Here is a 17,594-nt window from a genome sequence, read left to right as displayed (position 1 = left end):
CGTCGCGTCCAACCTTCCCTGCGAAAGGTGGGGCGCGAGCGGCGGCATTTCCATGCAATCTCAAGATCGTCGTCAGGCCTTCGCCAAGCGCGCGCATCGCGCCGCGGGCAGAAGGGGACACGCCGTGAGAGGCGGCGCGACCCCTGATGCAAGGACGACGAGGATGACCCGCTCCACCACGACTGCCGCCGCGATGCCGATCGGCCGCCGGCTACGCCATGCCGTCGCGCTCTGGCGCGCCCGCAGCGAGGAGCGGCGCGCGCTGGCCGAGATGGGCCATCGCGAATGGCGCGACATCGGCATCGGCCCGGGCGACGCCTTCGCCGAGGCGCGCAAACCCTTCTGGATCGCCTGACGCGGCCGGCCGCGCCGCAAGGCGCTGGCCGGCGGGAGAACCCGACATGTTCGCTCATCTCGCGCAATCCGCGCATCGGCCGGGGCTTGCCTTCAGCCTGCCCGGCGACCGAGCGCTCGGCCTCGCAGCCGGGCTCGCCGCCGCGACCATCTGGGGCGGCGCGCTGGCCATGACGCGGCTCGGCGTCGCAGCGGAAGCGGCCGCGCTCGGGCCGCACGACATCGTGCTGCTGCGCTTCCTTGCGCCGGCGCTGTTGCTGCTGCCCGTGGCGTGGCGCGCCCTGGCGCGGCTGCGCCGGGCCGACCTGCCGCGCCTCGCGCTGCTGCTCGCGGGTGGCGGCGCGCCCTTCGTGCTGCTGGCCGGCGCCGGGCTGCGCGAAGCCGCCGCCGCGGATGCCGGCGCGCTGCTGCCCGGCACGATGCCGCTCTGGGTGGCCGCGGCATCGCTGCTGGCCGGCCGCGCCGGATCGGCGACGCCTGCGCCGGCGCAGCGGCTCGGCCTCGGCCTGATGGCATGCTCCGTGCTGCTGGTGGCGGGTCCGCCGGCGCTCGGCGCGGACGGTCTCGCGGGGCCGGCGATGCTCGTCAGCGCATCCTGGCTGGCCGCGGGCTACACGCTGGCGTTGCGCCGCAGCGGCCTGAGCGCGCCGGAGGCGACGGCGCTGGTCAGCCTCGGCTCCGTGGTGGGCTTCCTGCCCTACTACCTGCTCGCCTGCGAAAGCGGCCTGGTCGCGGCGACATGGGGCGAGGTCGCGGTACAGGCCGCGTGGCAGGGCGGGCTGTCCGGCCTGCTTGCCCCGCTTGCCTTCGCGCTGGCGGTGGCACGGCTGGGCGCCGCGCGCGCCGCGGCGCTCGGTGCGCTGAGCCCGGTGAGTGCGGCGGTGTTCGGCTTCGCGCTGATGGGAGAGGTGCCGGCGCCGAATGTGCTGATCGGGCTTGCGGCGGCGGCGATGGGGGTGGTGCTGGCCGCCGGCGCACGGCAGGAAACGACGCGCCGCGCGCGATGAGCGGCGGTCGGCGCCGCTATTCGGCGGCCTGGCGCTGCATGGGTTCCTGCGCGTTGCTCCGCCGTGCGGCGCTGCGCGCGTCCGCGGCTTCCGCCTCCTCCTCGAGGGAGACGGCAAGCTCGCTCAGCCGGCGGCGATCCTCGCCCGGCACCAGGCCCGTCGCGAGGGACCGCGCACGCTTCGCCTGCGCGCGGAGCTCCGCACCGTCCCGCTTTCTTTCCTCAACCATGTCAGCCTCGATACTGACCTTTGCTGACAGCGTAAGGCGACGTCTGCCAGCATTGCAAGGACAGAACGGAGTCGGGACGCACAGTATACAGCAGTCCGCGCGAATATTTGTTCAGAGATTGCGCGACGCAATGCGCGCGCCCTCGACCAGCGACGTCAGTTTCGCCCACGCAATGTCCCCGTGCACCGCGCCATAGCCCGCGAAGGTCCCGAAGCCGCAATCCGTGCCGGCGATCACGCGCTCCGGCCCGACCAGGCGGGCGAAGGTCCCAATGCGTTGCGCGACGAGTTCGGGGTGCTCCACGAAGTTCGTCGTGCTGTCGAGGCAGCCCGGGATCAGCACCCAGTCCTTCGGCAGTTTCGCGTCCCGCCATACTGTCCATTCATGCGCGTGGCGCGGGTTCGAGGCTTCGAACAGCAGCCCGCCGATACGCAGCCTGAGCAACTCCGGCAGCACGCGGCCGAGCGCGATGTCACGGGTGTGCGGGCCTTCATAATTCCCCCAGCACACATGCAGCCGGACCCGCTCCGGCGGGATGCCGCGCAGCGCATGGTTGATCACATCCACGTGAATGGCCGCGCGGCGGAGAAAGGCCGCTTCGTCGAGGTCCGGATACATCATGTGCCGGCCCAGCCCGAGATCCGGCGCGTCGATCTGCAGGATCAGTCCGGCCTCCACGATCGCCAGGTATTCGTGGCGCATCCCTTCCGCCAGGTCGGCCATGTAGGCGTCCACGTCCGCATGGATGTCGGAAGGCTGGAACAGCGCGATCACGCCCGGCGAGGCGCTGTTCATGAAGCCCGTCGCATAGCCCGCGGCATCCATCGCGCCGCGCATCACATCCAGGTCGCGCTGCAGCGGCGCCATGGATTTCACCGCGATCGGTCCGGTGCAGCGCGGGCGGCGATAGGTCGGCGTGCCGCCGCTGCGTCCGATCTTCTCGGCATAGGCCGGGTAGTCCATCAGGTCCGCCGGCACGCGGCGCGGGCTGTCGCCGGAGAAGCCGGTCAGCCGATCCTTGATGTAGGTCGCGTAGGAGATCTTCGACGTCTCGCCATCCGAGGGGATGTCGATCCCGATCTCCTTCTGCCGGCAGAGCACCGCCTGCGTGGCCTGCTCCATCGCGGCCTCGTAGGCGGCGGGATCGATCGGCTCCTCGCGCTCCTTCGCGAAGAGAAGGTCGGCGACGATCTGGCTGCGCGGCAGGGAGCCGACATGGGTGGTGCGGATCTGGGTCATGACAGGAAGCTCGGCATGGCGGGGGAGTCGCCGCCGCGCACCACATAGGCGGCGACGCCGTTCGAGGAACTGGCCCGGAAGCCGCGCGGCACGCCCTTGGGGGTGGTAAAGGTGTCGCCGGGACCGAGGATCACCTCGCCTTGCGGAGTCGCCAGCTGCAGCACGCCGCGATGGACGAAGATCACTTCTTCCTCGTTGCGGATGTGCGGCGGCACGAAGGCGCCGGATTCCAGCCGCAGGCACCGCAGGTTGAAGCCGTGCGGCCACCAGCCTTTGATCGGGCCCGGTGCGAAGCCGTCGCCGGTCGCCTGCGGCGTGATGATCGCCGCTTCCTCCACGCCTTCGCGCGCCAGAGGCGAGCGCGGGTTCACCGCGAACTGCTTCGGCTTGAGAACGCAGCTCGCGAGCGCCTCGCGCGGCGGGGTGGCGAGGCGCGCGATCTCCGCCGCACTCGGCGGCTGCTGCAGCTTCGCGCCCGGCGGCACGCTCTCGCCCACCGTCGTGTCCACCAGGCGCCCGCCTTCCAGCAGAACCAGGCCGTACTGCTTCGCAAGATCGAAGACGCGTGGCGACCAGGTGACCTTGCCCGGATCGTCGCCGCCGAGCACGGCGAAGAGGAAGCCGGTCTCCTCCCCGATGTTCTCGAAGCCTCGGAACATGTGGATGGGGATGGAGATGACGTCGCCTTCCTCCATCGTCACGTCGCCTTCGTCGGCATTGACGCCAAAGATCATGCGCCAGCGGCCCTTGTGGACGACGAAGACCTCCGCGGTCTCGTGGCTGTGCTGGCTGTTCAGGCAGCGCGGCGGCTGGCGTGCGCCGCCGATGTTGAAGCCGTGCGGCTCCGGGATGTGGACGTGCTGGTTCGGGTTCTCGCTGACGCCGGGACCGATGAGGGTGAAGTTCTCCTTCTGGTCGGAGCCGGGGCTGCGGGTGTCCACGAAGGCGTTCTTGCAGGGGAGCAGGTCCGCGTAGCGGATCAGTCGGTTCGCGAGCATGGCGGTCATTCCGGGTTGAGGCGACGCGTGGTGTCGGCGTCGAAAAGATGCAGGCGCGTCGCGTCGAGCTTCAGGCCGATGGTCGTGCCTGGCTCCGCGCGCCAGGCGCGGTCGGCCTTGGCGATCAGCCGCGCCTCGCCGGCCTGGGCGGTGACGAGGACGGAATCGCCGGTGAGCTCCACCGCATAGACGCTGGCGTCGAGATCGCCCGCACCGGCGGGCGCGACCGTCACGTCCTCCGGCCGGATGCCGAGCATGGCGGCGCCGCGATGGCCCGCGATGCGCGTCGCGGCCCGTAGGCCGCCGGCTGCCGTGAAGACGCCGCTGGCATGCTCGCCACGGACGAGATTCATGGGCGGGGACCCGATGAAGCCGGCGACGAAGAGATCCGCGGGCCGGTCGTAGATCGCCTCCGGCGTGTCGAGCTGGCGGATCTCCCCCTGGCTCATCACCGCGACGCGATGCGCCAGCGTCATCGCCTCGATCTGGTCGTGCGTGACGTAGATGGTGGTGACGCCAAGCTCGTATTGCAGGTGCTTGATCTCGGCGCGGGTGGAGACGCGCAACTTGGCGTCCAGGTTGGACAGCGGCTCGTCCATCAGGAAGACCTGCGGACGGCGCACGATGGCGCGCGCCAGCGCCACGCGCTGGCGCTGGCCGCCGGACAGCTCGCGCGGCTTGCGGTGCAGCAGGTCGCCGAGCTCGACCTTGGCCGCAGCAGCCTCGATCTGGCGCTGCCGTTCGGCACCACGCACGCCGCGCAGCTTCAGCGGATAGCCGATGTTGTCGGCCACGGTCATGTGCGGATAGAGGCCGTAGGACTGGAACACCATCGCCACGTCGCGCTCGCGCGGCGGCAGGTCATTCACCCGGTTCGGGCCGATCAGGATGTCGCCGCTGGTCGGCTCCTCAAGGCCCGCGACCATGCGCATCGTCGTGGTCTTGCCGCAGCCGGAGGGGCCGAGCAGCACCATGAACTCGCCGTCCTTCACCGTCAGCGACTGGTCGCGCACGGCGACGAAGCCGCCCCAGCGCTTGGTCACGTTGCGCAGGATCACCTCGGCCAAGCGCGCCTCACTTCACCGCGCCGCCGGTCATCCCGCGCACGAAGTGGCGCTGGATGACGGAGGCGAGCAGGAACATCGGGATGGAGATCAGGATGCCGGCCGCGGCGATCAGCTCCCACAGATCGCCGCGCTCGGTGCGGAAGCGGGTGATGCCGACGGGCAGCGTCACCGCGTCGTCGCGCGTCAGGATCAGCGCGAAGAGGAACTCGTTCCAGGTCAGGATGAAGCAGAAGACGGCGGTGACGACCACGCCCGGCCAGATCATCGGCACGACGACGTCGAGGATCACGCGCAGCCGCGTCGCGCCATCCACCAGCGCGGCTTCCTCGGATTCGGTTGGCACCGCGTCGAGGAAGCCCTTCAGCATCCAGGTGGCGAAGGGTGTGACGATGGCGAGGTTGACGACGATCAGCGCATAGACCGTGTCAAGCAGGCCGAGGTCGCGGAACAGCAGGTAGAAGGGCAGCACCACGACGACCGCCGGGATGAACTGCGTCGCCAGGATGGTGAAGAAGAGCGCGCCCTTGAAGGGCAGCTCGAAGCGGCTGAAGGCATAGGCCGCGAGCGTCGAGGCCGGCACGGAGATCGCCACCGTCGCCGCGGCGACGATGAAGCTGTTGAGCAGCGTGTGGCCGATGTTCCAGGGATGCGCGAAGATCGCGCGGAAATTGTCGAGCGTGGGCGTGAACAGGAAGGTCAGCCCGAACAGGTCCACCGGCCGCTTGAAGGCGGTCAGCGCCATCCACAGGATCGGGAACAGGATCAGGAACAGCGCGCCGAGCAGGATGGCGGACTCCACCGCCTGCCACAGCAGCTTGCGCCGGCGTGCCGGGCTCATGTCTGCCCCGGCTTCCGCAGGATGAGCTTCATGTACCAGATCGCCAGGAAGACCAGGATCGCGGTCAGAATCCAGGCCACGGCGCTGGCATAGCCCATGTCGTACCAGCGGAAGGCGATGGAGTAGACGAGGTAGGCGAGCGTGGTCGTCGCCGCGCCCGGCCCGCCGCCCGTCAGTGTCACCACCTGGTCGAACATCTTCAGCGCGAACACGGTCTTGAGGATCGCGACCACCGCGAGTACCGGCAGCAGGGCCGGGATCGTCACGTCCCGCAGCACCTGCAACTCCGTCGCGCCGTCGATGCGCGCGGCCTCCTCCGGCTCCTTCGGAAGGGCCGCCAGGCCGCCGAGCACCACCAGCGTCATGTACGGGATCCAGCGCCATGCGTCGGAAAACACCAGCACCAGCAACGCCGCCCATTCATCGGCCAGCCAGACGAAGTTCTGGAGCGGCGGCACCAGCACGCCGGCCAGCCAGGTGAAGACGCCCATCTCCGCGTTGAACATGAAGCGGAAGGAGATGCCCACCAGCGCCGGGGAGACGGCGAAGGGCAGGATCAGCACCGCGCGGGTCAGGCTCTGCAAGACGCCCGCGCGACGCAGCAGCAGCGCGAGCCCGAGGGCGGAAACCACGGTGATGGTGACATCGATCAGCACGAACAGCGCCGTCACCATCGCCGCGTTGGCGAAGTCAGGATCGTCCGTGAAGGCGATCACGTAATGCTCGGTACCGATGAACGGCCCAGGCGCCAGAGAGCGCGTCAGCCGCCAGTCGCGGAAGCTGGTGACCAGCGAGACGGCGAGCGGCCAGATCGTGGTCCCCAGCACGATGAGCGCCGCCGGCAGGATCAGCAGGTATTTGAGGGTGCGGTCCCGCATCGGACTTAGCCCTCCCCCGCGCGCGGGGGAGCGTTGGGCGGGGGCAGCGCGCTCGTCGCCAAGCCGCGCTCACCCGCGCCGGGCGATCCGCCGCACGCTGGCGGCGGCGGCGTTGAAGGCGTCGGGCACGCTGCGCGTGCCGCTCGCCGCCTCGCTCATCGCCGTCTCGAGCGCCTCGCTGATCTGCGGCCATTCGGGGCCGAAGGTGATGGATTGCGTGTCGCGCAGCCCTTCCGCGGCCAGCCGGTGCATGCCGCCAAAGCGGGCGTTCACCGCATCATCCATCAGGTTCGGCCACATCACCGCGACAACGTCGCTCTCCTTCGGGTCGAGCAGGATGTCGCGCTCCAGCGCGGGATTGGCGATCCAGGTCAGCAGTTCCATCGCCGCATCCTTGCGGCGCGAACGCTGCGTGATCCCCCAGACCCAGGTATTGGTGAAGGTGGTGCGCGGCCTCCCAGCATAGCTCGGCATCGGCGCGAAGCCGATCTGCGCGTCGGTCAGCCGGCTGGCCTGCGGGTTCACCAGCGTGGAGCGCACCCACCACCAGACCGGCAGCATGGCGGAATTGCCCTGGCCCATGCTGTTCACGGCATCCTGCTCGGTGAAGGAGACGGCGCCGGCGGGCGTGACACGGTGCCTTCGCAGCAGGTCAACGTAATCCTGCACCGAAGCGAGGCCGGCCTGGCTGTTGAAGGCGGGCTGGCCGCGTTCGTCGAACAGCGTGCCGCCGCGACCCCACAGGAAGTTGTACCAGACCATCAGGTTCTGGCCGTTGTTGCGGCCATAGGGCACGGCGACGCCGGAGATGCCGCTCTCCTTCTCCTGGATCGCCTTGCCGGTCTCCACCAGCGCTTCCCAGGTGGCGGGCGGCGTCAGGTTGTGCTTCTCGAACAGGTCTTTCCGGTAGAACAGCAACTGCACATGGCCGCGGCTGGGCAGGCCGAGCAGGCGGTTGTTCACCGTGCCCTGGCGCAGATGCGCCGCCGGCCAGCGATCGAGCGGGATGCCCTTCTCGCGCACGCGCGCATCGATCGGGTCGAAGAGGTTGTTCAGCGAGGCCACCCACTGGTCCATCGCGATCGCCAGGTCGTAGTCGCCGCCGCCGCCGACCATCTCGGCCGTCAGCGCCTCGCGCATGCTGGCGAAGGGGACGAAGGTGTATTTCGCGGTGATGCCGGTCTGCTCGGTGAAGGTCGCCAGCCGCGCCTCATGCGCGCGGAACTGGCTGGCGACGACACAGAGCACCTTGAGCTCGGTACCGGCGAAGGGCTTGCCCGGCCGCAGGTTCGGCGCGGGGCCGAGCTGGGCCTTTGCCCCGGTGGCGGCGAAGGCCGCGGCGCCGGCGGCGCCGGCCAGGATGTCTCGACGACGCAGCGCCATGGCGCCTTCCCTCCCTCAGCCCGGCCCCTTCGGCCGGTTCTTGCATGCGCATGCAAACCTATCGGCATGTCTGCCCGGCTGGCAAGGGCCGATCCTCACCCCGCCTTCGCCCCGATCATCCGGTGCAGCGAAACCTCGTCCAGCAGCCAGAAGGCGCGATGGATGCGGCTGCCGGCGAACTCCGCATGGACGATCCCCATTGCCAGAACCTCGGCCCCCGTGGGCACGCCGAAGGCGCCGCGGCCTGCATGCGTGCCCGCCAGCCGCCAGCGCGCCGCGACCCGCACAGGCCGCGCCGGCTCCTCCAGCGCGACGCAGTGGTCCACGACCAGCCGCGCATCGGGGAAGGCGGCGAGATAGCCGATGACGAAGGCATCCAGCGCCGCAGTCCCCGCGGTCTGGCGGTGGCCCGGCAGGGCGAGCGCGACGGCGCGGTCGTGCAGCGCACCCAGCGCCGCGAGGTCGGCATTGTTGAACGCGGCGTCCAGCGTGCCGGCGAGCGCCTCGGCCGCTGGATGGGCGTGCCGGATGCAGGGCGAGTCGGGTTCGCCGCGGCGGACCGCCGCCGCCGCCTCCTTGTGCCAGACGGCCAGTCCCTTCGCCGCATCCTCGGCGCCGAGCCGCCGGCCGAACTCCGCGGGATCGAGGCCGAGCTGCAGCGCGATCGCCGACTGGTCGCGCACAAGCCACTCCTCGACGATCACGCCGTCCCTGACGAGGCAATCGGCGATGGTGCGCACCTCGACATGCCGCCCGGTCGGTGCGCCGAACAGCCCCTCGCCGCGATGCGTCATCGTGGAGAACACGCGGTGGGAGGAGTGAAGGCCGCGCTCGGCGCCGTCGTCCGACCAGATCACGTCCTCGCCGAGCAATTGGCGGTCGGGGAAGGCCTGCAGCGTCTCGAGCGTGCCCTGCACGACCGCCTGGGCACCGCGCACCGGACCGGAGGGAGAGTGCACGAGGCAGTCCGGCGCATACCAACGGCGGATCAGGTGAAGGCCGCGCTGTTCCCAGATGCGCTCGGTGATGCCGAGGATGTAGTCCGGCAGCGTCGCGTAGCCGTCCAGCGCGGTCATACGACAGTCTCCTGCACCGGGCGCCAGACCAGCGCGTCGCCGCGGCTGACGCAGCCTTCGGGCGGAATCCGCGCCGAGCCGCGCACCACCAGCTCGCCAGGCACGACCTGGTGACGCGTCGGCGCAGCGGGGTCCTCGATCATCTCGCAGACCATAGCGACGGCGGCGTCCACCATCGGGTGCAGGGGCTGCGCGAAGGAGGTGAGCGAGAAGGACGGCCAGCGTGCCGGACCCGTGTCGTCGAACCCGACAAGCGACAGGTCGCGCGGGATGCGCAGGCCGAATTCATGGCGCGCCACCTCGCTCACCGCCGTCGCCATGTGGTCGTTGGCGACGAAGATGGCGTCCGGCCGATCGGACCGCGCCAGCAGCCGCCGCGCGGCCGCGGAGGCGGCTTCGAAATCATAGAGACCGACCTCGCGCAGCGGCGGCGCATGGCCGTGCTCGGCGAGCCAGCCGGTGAAGCCTGCCTCCCTGTCGCGGCTCGTGGAGGAATTCTCGATGCCGGCAATGAAGGCGAGCCGCTTGTGTCCGCCTGCGACGAGGAACTCGGCAATGAGGCGGCCGCCGCGAAGATTCTCGCCGGTGACGGAGGAGACATCGGCGTGGCGGCTCGTGCGGTTGAATAGCAGCACCGGAATGCCCGCGGCGCGGCATTGCCCGGCCAATGCGGAGGACAGCGTGGTGGAGGCGAGGATCAGCGCGTCCACCTGCCAGGCCAGCACCTCCTGCAGCAGTGGGTCGGCGTCGCGGGCGGCGTCCGGCGTGAACAGCAGCAAGTGGTAGCCGCGCGCCTGCAGGCCCTTCGACAGCGCCTCCAGCACGTCGGGGTAGAAGTGGTTCTGGAGATAGGCCGCGGCGACGCCGATGATGCGGCTGCGGCGTGTCGTCAGGCTGCGCGCGATGGCGTTGGGGCGATAGCCCAACGCGCGCGCCGCATCCTCGACGCGCGCGCGCGTCTCCCGCGCGATGGACGCCCCTGGCGTGAAGGCGCGGCTGACGGCGGATTGCGAGACTCCGGCGAGGCGCGCGACATCGGTCGCGGTGGCGTGGCGCTGGGTACTGCGTCCCCGCGGCTCGCTCATTCCGCCGTCCAGCCGCCATCCAACAGCAGGGAGGAGCCGGTCATCAGCGCAGCCGCGTCGGAGCACAGGAAGACGACGGCGCCCATCAGGTCCTCAACCTGTCCGAGGCGCCCGACCTTGATCTTCTGGATCACGCTCGCCTTGAAGGCCTCGTCGGCCAGGAAGGGCCGCGTCATCGGCGTCTCGATGAAGGTAGGGCAGAGCGTGTTCACGCGGATGCCGTGCGGCGCAAGATCCAGCGCCATGGCGCGCGCGATGCCCTCGATCGCCCATTTGGACGCGCAATAGACGCTGCGCCGGGCGCCGCCGACATGGCCCATCTGGGAGGAGACATGCACGATGGCGCCACGCTTGCCCGCCGCGATCATGCCGCGTGCGACGGCCTGCGCCGCGAAGAAGGCGGCGCGGACATTCAGGTTCATCACCGCGTCGAAATCCGCCGCGGTGACGTCCTGGAAGGCGGCGGGGCGGTTGGTGCCGGCATTGTTCACCAGCGCGTCGAAAGGACCGGCGGCGGCGATCTTTGCCGCCGTTGCCTCGATCTCCGCGACATCCATCGTCAGCGCCTCGGCCGAGCCGCCGGCGGCGCGGATCGCCGCCGCGGCCTCCTCGATCTCCGCCGCCGAGCGCGCCGCGAGCACGACATGCGCGCCGGCCTCGGCGAGTGCGGCGGCGGCGCCGAGGCCGATGCCGCGCCCCGCGCCGGTCACCAATGCGCGCTTGCCGTCCAGCCGCAGCGAGGGCGTCTTCGGCAGTTCCATCTCAGTCGGCCGCCTGCCCGTACGGCACGTTGCGTCCGCCATAACGCCGCAGGCGGATATTCGCCTGCTCGGCATGGCCGACGAAGCCCTCCAGCATGCAGAGGCGGGAGCAATAGGCGCCGATCATCGTGCTCGCCTCGTCCGTCAGCACGCGCTGGTAGGTGACGGTCTTGAGGAACTTGCCCACCCACAACCCGCCCGTGTAGCGCGCGGCACCCAGCGTCGGCAGGGTGTGATTGGTGCCGATCACCTTGTCGCCATAGCTGACATTGGTGCGCGGGCCGAGGAACAGCGCGCCGTAGTTGGTCATGTTCTTCAGGAAGAAATCATCGTCCGAGGTCATCACCTGCACATGCTCGGAGGCGATGCGGTCCGCTTCCCGCAGCATCTCGGCCTTGTCGTCGCAGAGGATCACCTCGCCGTAGTCCTCCCATGCCTTCCGCGCGATGGCGGCGGTAGGCAGGATGGTCAGCAGGCGCTCGACCTCCTGCATCGTGTCGCGGGCCAGCTTCTCGGAATCCGTCAGAAGGATGGCGGGGCTGGTCGGACCATGCTCGGCCTGGCCGAGCAGGTCGGTGGCGCAGAGCTCGCCATCCACCGTCTCGTCGGCGATCACCAGCGTCTCGGTGGGGCCGGCGAAGAGGTCGATTCCGACGCGGCCGAACAACTGCCGCTTCGCCTCGGCGACATAGGCATTGCCGGGGCCGACCAGCATGTCCACGGGTGCGATGCTCTCGGTGCCAAGCGCCATGGCGCCGACCGCCTGCACGCCGCCCAGCACCCGGATCTCGTCGGCGCCGGCCAGGTGCTGCGCCGCGACGATGGCCGGCGCCGGCCTGCCCTCGAAGGGCGGTGCGCAGGTGATGATGCGCGGCACGCCCGCGACCTTCGCCGTGACCACCGACATGTGCGCCGACGCCAGCAGCGGATACTTCCCGCCTGGGACGTAGCAGCCGACCGAGTTCACCGGGATGTTCTTGTGCCCCAGCACGATGCCTGGCAGCGTCTCGACTTCGATGTCCTTCATGGACTCGCGCTGGTGCTGCGCGAAGTTGCGGACCTGCTCCTGCGCGAAGCGGATGTCGTCCAGCGCCTTCTTCGGCAGCTCGTCGAGGCAGGCGCGGATCTCCGCGTCAGTCAGGCGGAAATCGGCGCGGTCCCAGCCATCGAACTTCGCCGACATCTCGCGCACCGCGGCATCGCCACGCTGCGCGATATCGGCCAGCAGCCGCTCCACCGTGGCGCGCACCTCGGCCTGGGCGGCCGCCTTGTCGGCCGCGCCGATGGAACGCTTGAGCCACCGCGCCATGTCGTTGTCCTGTCTTCGAGCCGAATGATGGCCGGAAGGCTTGCATGCGCATGCAAATCCCGCAAGGGTCGCACGGGCCGCCGGGGTGACCGGTGCCGCGAACCGGCGTTAGATGCGGCATGGGGAAGGACGCGCCACTGCGCATGACGGCGATGCCGAATGGCACGCGAGCACCACGCACCGGGCCGCGCGGCCGCGTCGCGACGCCCGAGGCTCTCGATGCGGTGAAGGCCGCGATCGGCGGTCTCGATCTGCGAAGGGACCTGCTGATCGAGCATTTGCATGCCTTGCAGGACCGGCACGGCGCGCTGCATCCGGGGCACCTCGTCGCGCTGGCGGCGCTGCACCGGATCGCGCCGGTCGAGGTGTTCGAGACGGCAAGCTTCTACGCGCATTTCGACATCCTGGAGGACGGCGAAGCGCCGCCGCCGCCGGTCACGATCCGTGTTTGCGATGGCCTGCCCTGCGCGATGGCCGGTGCGGCGGGGCTGCATGCAAGGCTGCACGACGCGGCGCCCGCCGGCATGCGTGTGCTGCGCGCGCCCTGCATGGGCGGTTGCCATAACGCTCCGGCCTGTGCCGTCGGGCATTCCCTCGTCGAGCACGCGACGCCGGAGGCGGTTCTCGCCGCCGCGCAGCACGCGCCGGAGCTGGGCCCGCCGCGCCTGCCCGCCGCACGGCACGACGGCGGCTATGCGTTGCTGCGCGACGCGGCGCTCACCCCCTCGGTGATGCTCGCCCGCCTGGAAGCCGCGGGCTTGCGTGGCCTTGGTGGCGCGGGCTTCCCCGCCGCGCGGAAATGGCGCCTGGTGCAGTCGCAGCCTGGCCCGCGGCACCTCGTCGTCAACGCCGACGAGGGCGAGCCGGGCACCTTCAAGGATCGCTTCTGCCTCGAGGCCGATCCGCACCGCGTGCTGGAAGGCATGCTGCTCGCCGCCAGGGCGATCGGGGCTGAGGCCTGCTGGTTCTACCTGCGCGACGAATACGCGCATCTGCACGGCGCCGTTGCGCAGGAGATCGCGGCCCTCGACGCGGCCGGCCTGCTGCCCATGCCCGTGCATCTGCGGCGCGGCGCCGGCGCCTATATCTGCGGCGAGGAGACCGCGCTGCTGGAAAGCCTGGAAGGCCGCCGCGGCTATCCGCGCCACAAGCCGCCCTTCCCCGGCGAGCGCGGCCTGTTCGGCCAGCCGACACTGATCCACAACGTGGAGACGCTGTGGTGGCTGCCCGAGATCCTCGGCACGCCGGAGGGCGCCGCGCGCTTCGCCGCCGCCGGGCGCCGCGGGCGAAGCGGCCAGCGTCTGTTTTCCGTGTCCGGCCGCGTGCGCAATCCCGGCGTGAAGGCCGCGCCCGCGGGCATCACCGCGCAGGAGCTCATCGAGGAGTTCTGCGGCGGCATGGCGGAAGGCCATCGCTTCGCCGCCTATCTGCCGGGCGGCGCCTCGGGCGGAATCCTGCCGGCAAGCATGGCGGACCAGCCGCTCGATTTCGGCACGCTGGAGCAGTATGGCTGCTTCGTCGGCTCGGGCGCCGTCATCGTGCTGTCCGATCGCGACGACCTGCCGGAAGCCGCGCGCAACCTGGTGCGCTTCTTCCGCGACGAAAGCTGCGGGCAGTGCACGCCCTGCCGCGTCGGCACGGCGAAGGCCGCAAGGCTGCTGGAAGCACAGCGCTGGGACGCACCGCTTCTGCAGGAACTCGCAGCGGCCATGGCCGATGGCTCGATCTGCGGCCTCGGCCAGGCGGCGATGAATCCCGTTCGCAGCCTGCTGCGCTTCTTCCCGCAGGCCACACCATGACCGGCATCGCCTTCACCCTGGACGGGCGCGAGGTGACCGCCGCGCCGGGCGAGACGATCTGGGCGGTGGCGAGCCGGCTCGGCACCGAGATCCCGCATCTCTGCCACCGCCCGCGCCCCGGCTATCGTCCCGACGGCAATTGCCGCGCCTGCCTGGTGGAGATCGAGGGCGAGCGTGTGCTCGCCGCCTCCTGCATCCGCGCGCCGGCGCCGGGCATGGTGGTGCGCAGCGCATCCGACCGCGCGGCGCGCGCGCGGCGGATGGTGTTCGAGCTGCTGCTGGCCGACCAGCCCTCGGCCGCGGCGCGCGACGCCACGGGCGGCTTCGCGCAATGGACACAACGCCTCGGCGTGACGGCCTCGCGCTTCGCGCCGGAGGCAGAGCGACCGGCGCCGGACATGACGCATCCTGCCATGGCGGTGCAGCTCGATGCCTGCATCGCCTGCGGCCTGTGCGAGCGGGCCTGCCGCGAGGTGCAGCACAACGACGTGATCGGCTTCGCCGGGCGCGGCATGGGCGTGACCGTCGCCTTCGACCTTCTCGATCCGATGGGCGCGTCTTCCTGCGTCGGCTGCGGCGAATGCGTTCAGGCTTGTCCTACAGGCGCGCTGTTGCCCGTGTCAGTACTGGATGCGGCGGGCCATCGCGCAGCGGCGCCGCAGCAGGAAGTGGCGAGCGTCTGCCCCTATTGCGGCGTCGGCTGCCAGGTCGGATTCCGCACGCGCGACGGCATGATCGAGGAGGTGGTTGGGCGCGACGGCCCGGCCAATCTCGGCCGGCTCTGCGTGAAGGGCCGCTTCGGCTTCGACTATCTGCGCCACCCCGATCGCCTCACGCGCCCGCTGATCCGCATCGCAGGCGCGGCCAAGGATCCCGCCGACTGCCTCGATCCGAAGCGCGCACGCCAGAAATTCCGGGACGCGAGCTGGGAGGAGGCGCTGACGCTCGCCGCCGGCGGCCTCGTGCGCATCCGCGACGGAGTCGGCCCGCAGGCCCTCGCGGGTTTCGGCAGCGCCAAGGGATCGAACGAGGAAGCCTATCTGTTCCAGAAGCTGGTGCGCACCGGCTTCGGCACCAACAACGTGGACCATTGCACGCGGCTCTGCCACGCCGCCAGCGTGGCCGCGCTGTTCGAGACAGTGGGCAGCGGCGCCGTCACCGCGCCCTTCACCGCGGCGGCGGAAGCCGACCTGCTGCTGGTCATCGGCGCGCAACCGACCCAGAACCACCCTGTCGCCGCCACCTTCCTGAAGGACGCCGCGACGCGTGGCGCCAAGCTGGTGGTGATGGACCCGCGCGGCACGGGGCTGGACCGCTTCGCCACGGAAGTCGTGCGCTTCCGCCCGGGCCAGGATGTGGCGCTGCTCAACGCCATGCTGCACGTGATCCTTGCGGAGGGCCTGCACGACGCGGACTTCGTCGCTTCGCGCGTGGACGGGCTGGAGGCGCTGCGCGCACATCTCGCGCCCTATGCGCCGGAAGCGGTGGAGGCGCGGTGCGGCGTGTCCGCCAATCAGATCCGGCGCGTCGCGCGGCTCTACGCGACCGCGCGCGCGGCGCTGACGCTCTGGGGGATGGGCGTGAGCCAGTCCGTGCACGGCACCGAGAATGCGCGCGCGCTGATCGCGCTGTCTCTGCTCTGCGGCCATGTCGGCCGCCCCGGCACCGGCCTGCATCCGCTGCGCGGCCAGAACAACGTGCAGGGCGCATCCGATGCCGGCCTGATCCCGATGATGCTGCCGGACTATCACCGCACCGGCGACGCGACCTACCGCGCCTTCCTAGAGGAGCTCTGGGGAACGCCGCTGGACCACAAGCCCGGCCTGACCGTGGTGGAGATCCTGCACGCCGCGGAGCGCGGCGAGATCCGCGGCATGTATATCATGGGCGAGAACCCCGCGATGTCGGACCCCGACCTCGCCCATGCGCGCGCCGGCCTCGCGAAGCTCGATCACCTCGTCGTGCAGGACCTGTTCCTGACGGAGACGGCCGCGCTGGCCGACGTAATCCTGCCCGCCACCGCCTGGCCGGAGAAGGACGGCACCGTCACCAACACTAACCGCCAGGTGCAGATCGGCCGCCGCGCCGTGGCGCCGCCTGGCGAGGTGCGGCAGGACCTCGACATCGTCGTGGCGATGGCGCGCGGGCTCGGGCTGGACTGGCGCTACGGCCATGCGCGCGAGGTCTTCGCGGAGATGGCGCAGGCCATGCCCTCGCTCGCCAACATCACCTGGGACCGGCTGGAGCGCGAGGACAGCGTCACCTATCCCTGCCCCGCCCCGGACGCGCCGGGCGAGGAGATCGTCTTTCACGACCACTTCCCGCTGCCCGGCGGCCGCGCGCATCTTGTGCCGGCCGGCCCCGGCGATCCCGGTGAACTGCCCGACCGCGACTTCCCCTTCGTGCTGACCACCGGCCGCGAGCTGGAGCACTGGCACACCGGCGCGATGACGCGCCGCGCCCGCGTGCTGGACGCGTTGCAGCCCGCCCCCACCGTCTCGCTCGCGCCCACGGCGCTGCGCCGGCTCGGCGTCGCGCCGGGCGCCTTGCTGCGCGTGACGACGCGTCGCGGCGCCGTTGACCTGACCGCGCGAGAGGACCCTGCGCTGCCGGACGGCGTCGCCTTCATCCCCTTCGCCTACACCGAAGCTGCGGCGAACCTGCTGACGCGTGCGGCGCTCGATCCCTTCGGCAAGATCCCCGACTTCAAGCACAGCGCCGCGCGGATCGAGCCCGCCGAGGCTCAGGCCGCGGCGACCACCACCTCCGTGCCCGCCTGACGCAGCGCCACCGCATGGCTGCGCGGCGGCGCGCGGTCCGTGACCAGCGTGGCGATGGCGGATAGCGGCGCGACGACACAGGCGGCGGTCTTGAGGAACTTGGTGTGGTCCGCCACCAGCAGCGTCGCGCGCGCATGCGCCATCATGGTGCGTGCGACCGCCACCTCGTCCTCATGATAGTCCAGCAGCCAGCCATCCCGCGCGATCGCGCCGACGCCCTTGATCAGCAGGTCGCAGCGCCAGCGTGATGCGGCCTCGGCCGCGAAGGCGCCGACCAGCCCGCCATTGGCGGACCGGAAGCTGCCGCCCAGCACATGCACCGAGATGCCGGGCGACGCGCCGAGGATGCGTGCCGCCGCGGTGCTGTTCGTCACCACGCGCAACTCGCGCTTCGCCGCCAGCGCCGCGGCCACCGCCTCCACCGTCGTGCCGAGGGTGAGGAAGACGGAGGAACCCTCCGCCACGCGTTCCGCCGCCGCGGCCGCGATGCGGGCCTTCTCCGGCGCGTTCTCCACGTGCCGCAGCGCATAGTCTGTGTTGGCGATGGAGGAAGGCAGGCTGGCACCGCCATGGTGGCGCCGCAGCAGCCCCTCCCCGGCGAGGTCCTGCAGGTCGCGACGCACCGTCTGCGGCGTGACGGAAAGCTCCGTCGCCAACTCGTCGATCGCCGCATAGCCGCGCCGGCGCAACATTTCCAGGATGCGGCCATGCCGCGTCTCGGCCGACATCTCCCCCTCTTTCGCAAGCGCGAAAACGAAAATGGGCTTGCGAAAACGAACATAACCTGCCTT

16 protein-coding genes are annotated in these 17,594 nt (G+C 70.7%); 4 read left to right on the top strand and 12 right to left on the bottom strand.

Going from position 1 to position 17,594, the window contains the following annotated elements; all coding sequences use genetic code 11:
- The first annotated feature begins 163 nt into the window (after nt 1–163).
- Together DFH01_RS28270 and DFH01_RS18745 are read left to right on the top strand one after the other, a co-directional pair.
- Complete coding sequence (locus tag DFH01_RS28270) at nt 164–355, top strand: DUF1127 domain-containing protein (RefSeq protein WP_158287816.1); 192 nt, start codon at nt 164–166, stop codon at nt 353–355.
- A gap of 46 nt (nt 356–401) precedes the next feature.
- Nucleotides 402–1,361 (top strand): EamA family transporter, encoded by a 960-nt coding sequence (locus DFH01_RS18745; RefSeq protein WP_146217092.1) that lies wholly within the window; start codon nt 402–404, stop codon nt 1,359–1,361.
- A 16-nt stretch (nt 1,362–1,377) separates the two neighbouring features.
- Here DFH01_RS18745 and DFH01_RS18740 read toward each other — a convergent pair whose 3' ends face one another.
- From DFH01_RS18740 to hisD, 11 genes are all read right to left on the bottom strand, one after another.
- Nucleotides 1,378–1,590, bottom strand: a complete 213-nt coding sequence (locus DFH01_RS18740) for a hypothetical protein (RefSeq protein WP_109871999.1) — start codon at nt 1,588–1,590, stop codon at nt 1,378–1,380.
- Between the two features lie 111 nt (nt 1,591–1,701).
- Nucleotides 1,702–2,829, bottom strand: coding sequence for a cobalamin-independent methionine synthase II family protein (locus tag DFH01_RS18735; RefSeq protein WP_109871998.1), 1,128 nt, complete (start codon nt 2,827–2,829; stop codon nt 1,702–1,704).
- On the bottom strand, nt 2,826–3,827 hold the full coding sequence (locus DFH01_RS18730) for a cupin domain-containing protein (protein ID WP_199231293.1): 1,002 nt from the start codon (nt 3,825–3,827) through the stop codon (nt 2,826–2,828). Before DFH01_RS18730 ends, DFH01_RS18735 begins: the two co-directional genes overlap by 4 nt.
- 5 nt (nt 3,828–3,832) lie before the next feature.
- Nucleotides 3,833–4,885, bottom strand: a complete 1,053-nt coding sequence (locus DFH01_RS18725) for an ABC transporter ATP-binding protein (RefSeq protein ID WP_269846277.1) — start codon at nt 4,883–4,885, stop codon at nt 3,833–3,835.
- Between the two features lie 16 nt (nt 4,886–4,901).
- A complete protein-coding gene (locus DFH01_RS18720; RefSeq protein ID WP_109871995.1) occupies nt 4,902–5,732 on the bottom strand; it encodes a carbohydrate ABC transporter permease in 831 nt (276 codons plus the stop codon).
- The gene (locus DFH01_RS18715; protein ID WP_109871994.1) at nt 5,729–6,610 is read right to left on the bottom strand and encodes a carbohydrate ABC transporter permease; all 882 of its coding nucleotides are present in this window, start codon (nt 6,608–6,610) and stop codon (nt 5,729–5,731) included. Before DFH01_RS18715 ends, DFH01_RS18720 begins: the two co-directional genes overlap by 4 nt.
- A 69-nt stretch (nt 6,611–6,679) precedes the next feature.
- Entirely contained in the window at nt 6,680–7,993 is a 1,314-nt protein-coding gene (locus DFH01_RS18710; protein WP_109871993.1) for an ABC transporter substrate-binding protein, read from the bottom strand.
- A gap of 95 nt (nt 7,994–8,088) precedes the next feature.
- Nucleotides 8,089–9,069 carry an ester cyclase gene (locus DFH01_RS18705; RefSeq protein WP_109871992.1) on the bottom strand — a complete coding sequence of 327 codons (981 nt, stop codon included), beginning with the start codon at nt 9,067–9,069 and terminating at the stop codon, nt 8,089–8,091.
- On the bottom strand, nt 9,066–10,154 hold the full coding sequence (locus tag DFH01_RS18700) for a LacI family DNA-binding transcriptional regulator (protein WP_109871991.1): 1,089 nt from the start codon (nt 10,152–10,154) through the stop codon (nt 9,066–9,068). Before DFH01_RS18700 ends, DFH01_RS18705 begins: the two co-directional genes overlap by 4 nt.
- Nucleotides 10,151–10,915: an SDR family NAD(P)-dependent oxidoreductase gene (locus tag DFH01_RS18695; RefSeq protein WP_109871990.1), complete on the bottom strand. Its 765-nt coding sequence runs from the start codon at nt 10,913–10,915 to the stop codon at nt 10,151–10,153. The genes DFH01_RS18700 and DFH01_RS18695 overlap by 4 nt, the downstream gene beginning before the upstream one ends.
- A gap of 1 nt (nt 10,916) precedes the next feature.
- Nucleotides 10,917–12,224 carry a histidinol dehydrogenase gene (hisD, locus tag DFH01_RS18690; RefSeq protein ID WP_109871989.1) on the bottom strand — a complete coding sequence of 436 codons (1,308 nt, stop codon included), beginning with the start codon at nt 12,222–12,224 and terminating at the stop codon, nt 10,917–10,919.
- Nucleotides 12,225–12,367: 143 nt separating this feature from the next.
- On the opposite strand from hisD, the gene DFH01_RS18685 reads away from it, so the two are divergent.
- Entirely contained in the window at nt 12,368–14,023 is a 1,656-nt protein-coding gene (locus DFH01_RS18685) for an NADH-ubiquinone oxidoreductase-F iron-sulfur binding region domain-containing protein (RefSeq protein WP_233256179.1), read from the top strand.
- Nucleotides 14,020–16,803, top strand: a complete 2,784-nt coding sequence (fdhF, locus tag DFH01_RS18680; RefSeq protein ID WP_109871987.1) for a formate dehydrogenase subunit alpha — start codon at nt 14,020–14,022, stop codon at nt 16,801–16,803. Before DFH01_RS18685 ends, fdhF begins: the two co-directional genes overlap by 4 nt.
- On the opposite strand, the gene DFH01_RS27870 is transcribed toward fdhF, so the two are convergent.
- On the bottom strand, nt 16,767–17,531 hold the full coding sequence (locus tag DFH01_RS27870) for a DeoR/GlpR family DNA-binding transcription regulator (RefSeq protein WP_158287815.1): 765 nt from the start codon (nt 17,529–17,531) through the stop codon (nt 16,767–16,769). The genes fdhF and DFH01_RS27870 overlap by 37 nt on opposite strands.
- Nucleotides 17,532–17,594 lie beyond the last annotated feature (63 nt).

Source organism: Falsiroseomonas bella (assembly GCF_003173615.1).
GTDB classification, from domain to species: Bacteria; Pseudomonadota; Alphaproteobacteria; order Acetobacterales; family Acetobacteraceae; genus Falsiroseomonas; species Falsiroseomonas bella.
This window is presented reverse-complemented; position numbering and strand designations above follow the sequence as displayed.